The organism is Dethiothermospora halolimnae (genome assembly GCF_037577855.1).
GTDB classification, from domain to species: Bacteria; Bacillota; Clostridia; order Tissierellales; family VENL01; genus Dethiothermospora; species Dethiothermospora halolimnae.
The window spans coordinates 45,485-54,404 of record NZ_JBAKFX010000025.1; the positions used below are offsets into that span (position 1 = coordinate 45,485).

Annotated in this window: 10 protein-coding genes; all 10 read left to right on the plus strand. The window is 29.4% G+C overall.

Features of this window, described 5'->3' with window-relative positions; all coding sequences use genetic code 11:
- Nucleotides 1-18: 18 nt before the first annotated feature.
- The 10 genes from V6137_RS11265 (at nt 19) to V6137_RS11310 (ending at nt 8,785) form a co-directional block, all read left to right on the plus strand.
- Nucleotides 19-1,035: a UDP-N-acetylglucosamine 4,6-dehydratase family protein gene (locus V6137_RS11265; protein ID WP_425448036.1), complete on the plus strand. Its 1,017-nt coding sequence runs from the start codon at nt 19-21 to the stop codon at nt 1,033-1,035.
- A 25-nt stretch (nt 1,036-1,060) separates the two neighbouring features.
- Entirely contained in the window at nt 1,061-2,008 is a 948-nt protein-coding gene (locus tag V6137_RS11270; protein WP_425448037.1) for a dTDP-glucose 4,6-dehydratase, read from the plus strand.
- 48 nt (nt 2,009-2,056) lie between these two features.
- Entirely contained in the window at nt 2,057-2,788 is a 732-nt protein-coding gene (locus V6137_RS11275) for a cytidylyltransferase domain-containing protein (protein WP_425448038.1), read from the plus strand.
- Between the two features lie 23 nt (nt 2,789-2,811).
- Nucleotides 2,812-4,008: a UDP-4-amino-4,6-dideoxy-N-acetyl-beta-L-altrosamine transaminase gene (gene pseC, locus V6137_RS11280; RefSeq protein ID WP_425448039.1), complete on the plus strand. Its 1,197-nt coding sequence runs from the start codon at nt 2,812-2,814 to the stop codon at nt 4,006-4,008.
- Between the two features lie 63 nt (nt 4,009-4,071).
- Nucleotides 4,072-4,521: a GNAT family N-acetyltransferase gene (locus V6137_RS11285; protein WP_425448040.1), complete on the plus strand. Its 450-nt coding sequence runs from the start codon at nt 4,072-4,074 to the stop codon at nt 4,519-4,521.
- A 13-nt stretch (nt 4,522-4,534) separates the two neighbouring features.
- A complete protein-coding gene (gene pseI / locus V6137_RS11290) occupies nt 4,535-5,584 on the plus strand; it encodes a pseudaminic acid synthase (protein WP_425448041.1) in 1,050 nt (349 codons plus the stop codon).
- A 1-nt stretch (nt 5,585) separates the two neighbouring features.
- On the plus strand, nt 5,586-6,266 hold the full coding sequence (locus V6137_RS11295) for a formyl transferase (protein WP_425448042.1): 681 nt from the start codon (nt 5,586-5,588) through the stop codon (nt 6,264-6,266).
- Nucleotides 6,267-6,315: 49 nt separating this feature from the next.
- A complete protein-coding gene (locus tag V6137_RS11300; RefSeq protein WP_425448043.1) occupies nt 6,316-6,999 on the plus strand; it encodes a PIG-L deacetylase family protein in 684 nt (227 codons plus the stop codon).
- Complete coding sequence (gene pseG / locus V6137_RS11305) at nt 6,992-8,059, plus strand: UDP-2,4-diacetamido-2,4,6-trideoxy-beta-L-altropyranose hydrolase (protein WP_425448044.1); 1,068 nt, start codon at nt 6,992-6,994, stop codon at nt 8,057-8,059. Before V6137_RS11300 ends, pseG begins: the two co-directional genes overlap by 8 nt.
- A 573-nt stretch (nt 8,060-8,632) precedes the next feature.
- A complete protein-coding gene (locus V6137_RS11310) occupies nt 8,633-8,785 on the plus strand; it encodes a carbon storage regulator (protein WP_425448045.1) in 153 nt (50 codons plus the stop codon).
- Nucleotides 8,786-8,920: the final 135 nt, after the last annotated feature.

The window sequence follows — 8,920 nt, forward strand, 5'->3', positions numbered from 1 at the left end:
GATAAAGGAAGTGAATATATGAAGAACCCGTCGTTCTTTAAAAACAAAAAAATACTTATAATAGGTGGTACAGGAACAATAGGTAGTAGCTTAGTAAAATCTTTATTATATTACGATGTAGATGTAATAAGAATATTAAGTCGTGATGAATATAAACAATATAACATGATGCAAAATATAGATAAAGAGAATATAAGGTTTTTATTAGGAGATGTTAGAGACTATAAAAGAATAAGTAGAGCTATGGAAGACATTGACATAGTATTTCATGTGGCTGCATTAAAACATGTTCCTTCTTGTGAATATAATCCCTTTGAAGCTGTAAAAACCAATGTAATGGGAACTCAAAATGTCATAGAAGCAGCTATTGATAACGGTGTAGAACGGGTAATATTAACATCTACCGATAAAACTATAAGCCCTACTAACACTTATGGTGCTACAAAGCTATTAGCAGAGAGACTTATATCTTCGGCTAATTACTTCAAGGGTAAGCATAAAACTATATTCTCTGCAGTTAGATTTGGAAATGTTATGGGCTCAAGAGGTTCAGTTATTCCTTTATTTAAAAATCAAATTATAAAAAATAGAAAAGTTACAGTTACAGACCCTAATATGAGTAGATTTATGATGACCTTATCTCAAGCTACAAACTTAACTTTAGAGGCATGTAAACGGGCTAAGGGGGGAGAAATATTTGTGCTTAAAATGCCCGTCATAAGACTGGGGGATTTGGTAGATGTAGTTATAGAAGAAGTATGTAAAAAACATAGTATTGATGAAAAAGAAGTGTTAATAAAGAAAATAGGACTAAGACCTGGTGAAAAAATGTATGAAGAATTAATGACATATGAAGAGTCTAAACATGCCATCGAATTTGAAAATATGTTTGCTATTCCACCTATGAATAATAGTAAACAAGTTATATACGGTGAAGGTAAAAAAGCTCAAAATAAAACCTATAGTTCAGATGATGAAAAAATAATTATTAAAGATGATATAAAAAGATTAATTGCTAAAGAAGAATTAGTTTAATACACATTCGTAAGGAGGATATATTATGAATATATTAGTAACCGGAGGAGCAGGATTTATAGGAAGATGGGTTGTAAAAAGACTTTTAGAAGATAATCATAGTGTATGGATACTAGACGATTTATCCAACGGAAGAAGGGAAAATATAAAAGAGTTTTTATCAAATAATAATCTTAAAGAATTCATTCATGGTGATATAAAGAATAGAGAACTATTAAAAGACTTATTTAATAATAAATTTGATATATGCTATCATCTAGGAGCTAGTATAAATGTACAAGATAGTATAGATGATCCGGAGACCACATTTAATAATGATGTTATAGGAACATTTAATATATTAGAGGAATGTAGAAAGCATAATACTAAAGTAGTATTTATGAGTACTTGTATGGTGTATGATAGGGCAGACAATGAAGAGGGAATAAATGAAATACACCCAATAAAACCAACATCACCCTATGCAGGAAGTAAAATATCTGGGGAAAATATGGTTCTTTCTTATTGGCATGCATACAAATTACCCACTGTAGTTATAAGACCCTTTAATACCTATGGCCCTTTCCAAAAAACTGGAGGAGAAGGGGGAGTAGTAGCCATATTTATAAAAAGAAATCTAGAAGGAGAAACATTAAATATATATGGAGAAGGAACTCAAACTAGAGATCTATTATATGTTGAAGATTGTGCTAGATTTGTAGTTGAAGCTGGATATAGTTATAAAGTGAACGGAGAAATAATTAATGCAGGGCTAGGGAGAGATATAACCATAAATGACCTAGCTAAATTAATAGCCAAGGATGAAAAACAGATAAAACACGTTCCCCATATACATCCCCAAAGTGAGATAGAAAAGTTACTATGTGATTATTCTAAGGCTAAGAAGCTCCTTGATTGGGAACCTAGATTTACACTAGAAGAGGGAATTAAAAATACGGAAAGATGGATTGAAGAAAATCCAGATTTAATGTAAATAAGAAAAGTAGCATATAGAGTCATACTATAATGTAGAGGTGAATACATGAAAAATATAGCAATAATTCAAGCTAGAATGGGTTCTACAAGATTACCAGGGAAAGTCATGATGAACTTGTGTGGCAAAACCATATTAGCTCATGTAATCAATAGAGTGAAGCAAAGTAAACTTATAGATGAAATAATAGTAGCAACTACATGTAAAGAAAAAGATGATGCTATAAAGGATGAAAGTAAAAAAAATGGTGTAAAAGTTTTCAGAGGTAGTGAAAATGATGTTTTAAGTAGATATTATTATGCCTCTAAGGAAAATGGTGGAGATACTATAATAAGAATAACTTCAGATTGTCCCCTTATAGATCCTTATCTTATAGATGAAATGTTAGACTTTTATATAAAAAATGACTATGATATGGTTACAAATGCAACTAAAGATTTAAGTTTAAGAACATATCCTAGGGGATTAGATACAGAGATTTTTTCTTTTGAAAATTTGAAAGATGCTTTCAATAATGCCAATAAATTAAACGAGAGGGAACATGTAACCCCTTATTTATATAAAAATAGTGAAAGAACATATTATTATAGAAATAATACTGATTATTCTAATCATAGGTGGACCTTAGATACTATTGATGATTTCAAATTGATAAAAGAAATATATGAAAAATTATATGATGGGCATCATGATTTTTACTTTAAAGATATATTAAAACTATTTAAACAGTATCCTAAACTAATGAATATAAATAGTCATATAAAACAAAAAAATATTTAGTTATGTAAAAGCGAGGGATAAATATGGAGGATATATTGGCAATAAATGGCGGAAAACCAGTGAGGAATAAATTTTTACCCTATGGTGGACAGTGGATAGAATATGATGATATCGAAATGGTAGTTAAAACTTTAAAAAGTGATTATCTAACTACTGGACCTAAAGTTAAAGCGTTTGAGGAAAAAGTAGCTGAGTACGTTGGAGCTAAGTATGCAGTTGCTGTATCAAATGGAACTGCCGCTCTTCACGGAGCATGTTTTGCAGCAGATATAAGAAAGGGGGACGAAGTTATAACTACTCCTTTAACCTTTGCAGCGTCAGCAAATTGCATATTATATCAAGGTGGCAAACCTGTTTTTGCAGATATAAATCCAAAGACTTATAACATAGATGTAAATGATATAGAAAAAAAAATAACAGATAAAACAAAAGCCATTATACCAGTTGACTTTACTGGTCAGGCAGTAGACCTAGAAAAAATAATGGAATTAGCTGATAGATATAATCTTATGGTGATTGAGGACGCTGCTCATGCAATAGGAACCGAATATAAAGGTAAAAGAGTGGGGAGTATATCTCATATGACTGAATTTAGCTTTCATCCAGTAAAACATATAACGACTGGAGAAGGAGGAGTTATAACTACAAACGATAAAAAACTATATGAAAAGTTAAAGTCCTTTAGAACCCATGGCATTACACGAGATAAGAAATTGCTAAATAATAAGGATGAAGGACCATGGTATTATGAACAGTTAGATTTAGGATTTAACTATAGAATTACAGATATTCAATGTGCTATGGGCATAAGTCAGCTTAGTAAATTAGATAAATTTATTAAGAGAAGAAGAGAACTAGTAAAGCATTACAATAAATTAATATCACAAATAGATGGTGTAATTGTACCCCATGAGCCAGGGTACTCTAATTCTAGTTGGCATATCTATGTTATTCAATTAGAGTTAGATAAGTTGAAAGTAGATAGAAAAAAAATATTTAAAGCACTTAAAGAAGAAAATATAGGGGTTAATGTTCACTATATACCAGTATATTATCATCCTTATTATCAAAAACTTGGATATAGTAAAGGAATATGTGAAAATGCAGAAAAACTTTATGAAAGAATAATAACGTTACCTCTATTTCCCCAAATGACCAATAAAGACGCTGAAGATGTAGTTAAAGCACTAAATAAAGTAATAAAGTACTATATTAAATAAACCAGGTTTCATTAACTTTTTATAATATAAAGAAGAAATACCTTATGTAAAGGATGTGCTTTTGTGATCTTCGAATTAGTTTCTGCCAATAAAAAACACTGTGATTTGTTGTTTCAATGGGTTAATAATGATTTAGTTAGAAAAAATTCTTTTAACACAAAAAATATTGAGTATAAAGATCATAAGAATTGGTTTGTAAGCAAAATACTATCTAAATATTGTCATATATACATTTTATACTTGAAAGATATAGCTATAGGGCAAGTTAGAATAGATATAAAAGATAAAAAAGGAATAATAGATTATAGTATAGATGAAAAATATAGAGGCAATAATTATGGAGTAGTATTACTTAATTTGTTAAAAGGTAAGGTGAGCCGTGAGGGGATCGATATAAATATGCTATTAGGCAGTGTTAAAAAACAGAATATAGCATCTCAAAAGGTCTTTGAAAAATGTGGATACAGTAAAGTAATAAAAGATGACTATATAAATTATTACTATGAAATATAAAAGGAGTGGTATTTTGAATAATCTAATAAAGATGAATAATAGATATATAGGTGGAGATACTCCTTGTTATATAATAGCTGAAATGTCGGCTAATCATGCAGGAGACTTCAATAGGGCTATAGATATAATACATGCTGCTAAAGAGTCAGGAGCTGATTGTATAAAGATACAAACATATACACCAGATACTATGACAATAGATTGTGATAATGACTACTTCCAAATAAAAAAAGGGACATGGAAAAATGAAAAGTTATATGATTTGTACAATAAAGCATATACACCTTGGGAGTGGCAGTCTAAGCTAAAAGAAGAAGCGGAAAAAGTTGGATTAGATTTTCTTTCAACTCCCTTTGATCAAACTTCTGTAGATTTTTTAGAGGATTTAGAAATTAATTTTTATAAAATAGCTTCATTTGAGTTGACAGACATACCACTAATAAAATATATAGCTTCAAAAGGAAAACCTATTATCATATCTACTGGTATGGCAACTCTAGGAGAAATAGAAGAGGCAGTAAAGGCTATAAAAGAAATGAAAAATGAAGATATATGCTTATTAAAGTGTTCTAGTGCATATCCTGCCATACCAGATGATATGAACTTAAAAACTATAAAGAATTTAAAAGAAACTTTTGGGGTACCTGTAGGATTATCGGATCATTCTTTAGGCTCTGTTGCTGCTATAACAGCAGTTGCTATAGGAGCTAGTGTAGTAGAAAAACATTTTTGTATAAGTCGCGATATAGAAAATCCAGATTCATCTTTTTCTATGGAGCCAAATGAATTTAGAGGTATGGTAGATAGTATAAGAGCAGCAGAAAGAGCTATAGGAAAGGTGTCTTATAAGGTTTCAGAAAAAGAGAAAGTTAGTAGAATATTTAGGAGGTCAATCTTTGCTGTTGAAGACATAGGCAAGGGAGATATATTTGATGAAAATAACATAAGAGTGATAAGACCAGCTTATGGATTAGCACCTAAATATTATAACGATATTAAGGGGAAAAAGGCTACCACTGATATTGTCAGGGGAACACCATTAAAGTGGAGTATGATAGATTAATATGAATATCATAATAGCAACTACTAAATCTTGGAATATTAATAATGCAAAAAAATTTATTAAGAATACTAATAATAAATATAAAGTATATTTGATTACAAGTAAAGAAGAACTGGAGTATAAAAAAGTAAAAATTATGGATCCAGATTATATCTTTTTTCCTCATTGGTCATGGGTTATTCCGAAGGATATTTTTATAGAGTTTGCGTGTATAGTTTTTCATATGACTGATTTACCATTTGGAAGAGGAGGAAGCCCTCTTCAAAATTTAATAGAATTGGGCATAAAGGATACTAAAATATCTGCTATAAAAGTTGATGGTGGAATAGATACAGGAGAGATATATATGAAAAAGGATTTAAATCTAAACGGAAGTGCTGAGGAGATTTTTATGAGAGCTTCCAATATAATATTTGATAATATGATTAATGAAATTATAAATAATAAAATAATTCCTAAAAAGCAAGAGGGAGAAGTAGTTAAGTTTAAAAGAAGAACTTCAAGACAAAGTGAGATTAAAAAAGACTTTGATTTAAATAAAATATATGATTATATTAGAATGCTTGATTGTAAAGGTTATCCTAAAGCCTATATAGACTTTGGTGATTATAGATTAGAATTTTCAAGAGCAAGTCTAAAAGAAGGAAAAATAGTGGCTGATGTAGAGATAAGAGTTCAATAATATCTTTGATTTTGTTGTATTAAAAAATATAGTTAAGGAGAAATATAAAATGAAAAATATCTTGGTTGTAGCTGCTCATCCAGATGATGAGATATTAGGACTAGGTGGAACTATAAAAAAGCATGTAGACGATGGTGATTTGGTAGATTGTATTATTTTAGGAGAGGGTATGACTTCAAGAGGGAAAAATAGGAAAGAGGTTGAACAATCTTCTGTAGATAAGTTACACAATGATACTATGAAATCTGCCAAAATAATAGGATTTAGAAATGTTTATTTTTCAAAATTTCCTGATAATAGGTTTGACTCTATTGACTTATTAGATATTGTCAAGGATATAGAAAGGCATATAGAGAAAATAAAGCCAGATATTATATATACTCATCATTATGGTGATTTAAATATAGACCATAAAAAGACCTTTGATGCTGTTATAACTGCTTGCAGACCAGCAAGAGATTATTGCGTAAAAGAAATATACTGTTTTGAAACACCATCTTCAACTGAATGGAATTTGAAGTATGGAACAGACACCTTTAAGCCTAATATATTTGTAGACGTAAAGGATACTTTAAAGGATAAGTTAGATGCAATGGCTTGTTATGAAACTGAGCTAGAAGAGTATCCTCATCCTAGAAGTCTAGAGGCACTTAAAATAATAGCTAGCAGATGGGGAACAGTTGTAGGAAGGAAATATGTTGAAGCCTTTGAGCTAATTAGAAAGGTTGATTAGATTGTATAATGTAGCTTTTAGAGTAGATGGAAGCACTAGCATAGGAATGGGACATATTACTAGATGCTTATCTCTTGCTAAAGAATTTAAAAGTAATAATTATAAAGTATATTTTATAAGTAAATATGATAAAGGTACATATGTTATTAGGAATAATGGATTTGAAGTAATAAAATTGAAAAATAACAGTAGTAAAAGTGTTAAGGGTTTTTATTATGGGGATAAGAGGGATTTAGAATATGAAGTAAAAGAAATAATTAAAGCTATTAAGCTTTATAATATACAGCTACTTATAGTAGATAGTTATAATGTAACAGAGAAATACTTTTTAGAGCTCAAAAATAATATCAATAAATTAGGATATATAGATGATATCAATAAATTTACATATCCTGTGGATATCTTAATAAATGGTAATATATATGGTGAAATTATGGACTACAAAAAATATTTTAGTAATGAAATTATGCTATTGGGCTCTAGGTATAATTTGATAAGAGATGAATTTAAAAACTTACCTAATAAAAAAATAAATAAAGAAATAAAAGATGTGATGATAACCACTGGTGGTTCAGATCCATATAATATAACTACTAATATAATAAATATGTTTTCTGATACTAAACAGTTAAATGATGTTAGACTACATACAGTAGTAGGAAGGGGATTTACAAATAAAAAAGAATTAAAAGTTCTAGCAAATAAAAATAATAATATCATACTTTATGAAGATGTAAAATATATGTCTAAAATAATGCTTAAATGTGATTTAGCTATATCTTCTGGTGGAAGTACCCTTTATGAACTCTGTTCAACAGGTACTCCAACTATAACCTTTATTATAGCAGATAATCAAATAAATAATGTAGAATATATGAAAAGAAGGGGCTATATGGATACTTTAGGTTGGTATAGTGATATAACTAAAGAAAACTTATTAAAAATGATAAACAACTTATACGGTTATAAAAAAAGATTTACCCTAAGCAAAAAAACAAGAAACTTAGTTGATGGGAATGGAACTAAAAGGATTGTTAAAGAAGTTTCAAAAGTATTATAGTTATGTACAGTTAAAAAATGAGTATTTTAGACCATTGTAGGAGGGAATTTAATCTCTAGTATATAAAAATTAAAAAAAGCTAAAGTACGACAAATTTCTACCGATAATAATATTGAGAAGACGTAATAACTGATTAAACTTCATAAAGTTTATTGAACAATGATGTCTAGAGACTAATGTAAGTTATTACACAAATAGTAACTGTAATAGTATCTTGGAATTCATTCGAAGATCTCCTTTAAAAAATTAAATATATATTCGGTTCAGGGACGAACCTTTCATACCTATTGTTTGCAGGACGCAAATATATTAGGGTGTGTAGGTTCGTCATTTTTGTCGCATTATAAGTTATTTTGTAGTAAAATTTGAATATAAAGTTAGTTATAAATTAACATGTTACAAGAAAAGACATAATAAGACAAAAGTAGTGGAATATCACAATGCATTTCGACAACTTTATAAAGTAGAATTTAGTATTATATATGTTGTTCTATATTATGAAAGAAAATATAGGAATATATATATGATACTAAAAGTATTGCTACATAATATAAAATTCAAGGAGGAATGGACATGCTAGTAATAGGCAGGAAGCCGGGACAATATGTAAAAATAGGTGACAATATAAGGGTAAAGGTAATAAAAAGTGAAGATGGAGATTTAAGATTAGGAATAGATGCTCCTAAAGATGTAAAGATAATCAGAGGAGAAATTGAAGAAAGTTAATTTATCCGTAGGGACAAGGCATGCCTTGTCCAATTGACTCAAAGTAACCCATCGCTGGGGGATTCATAATCCCATAGCCCGTAAATATTGACGTTACTTAGGGATTCGTAATCCCCAACTCATAAACTAAGTTAA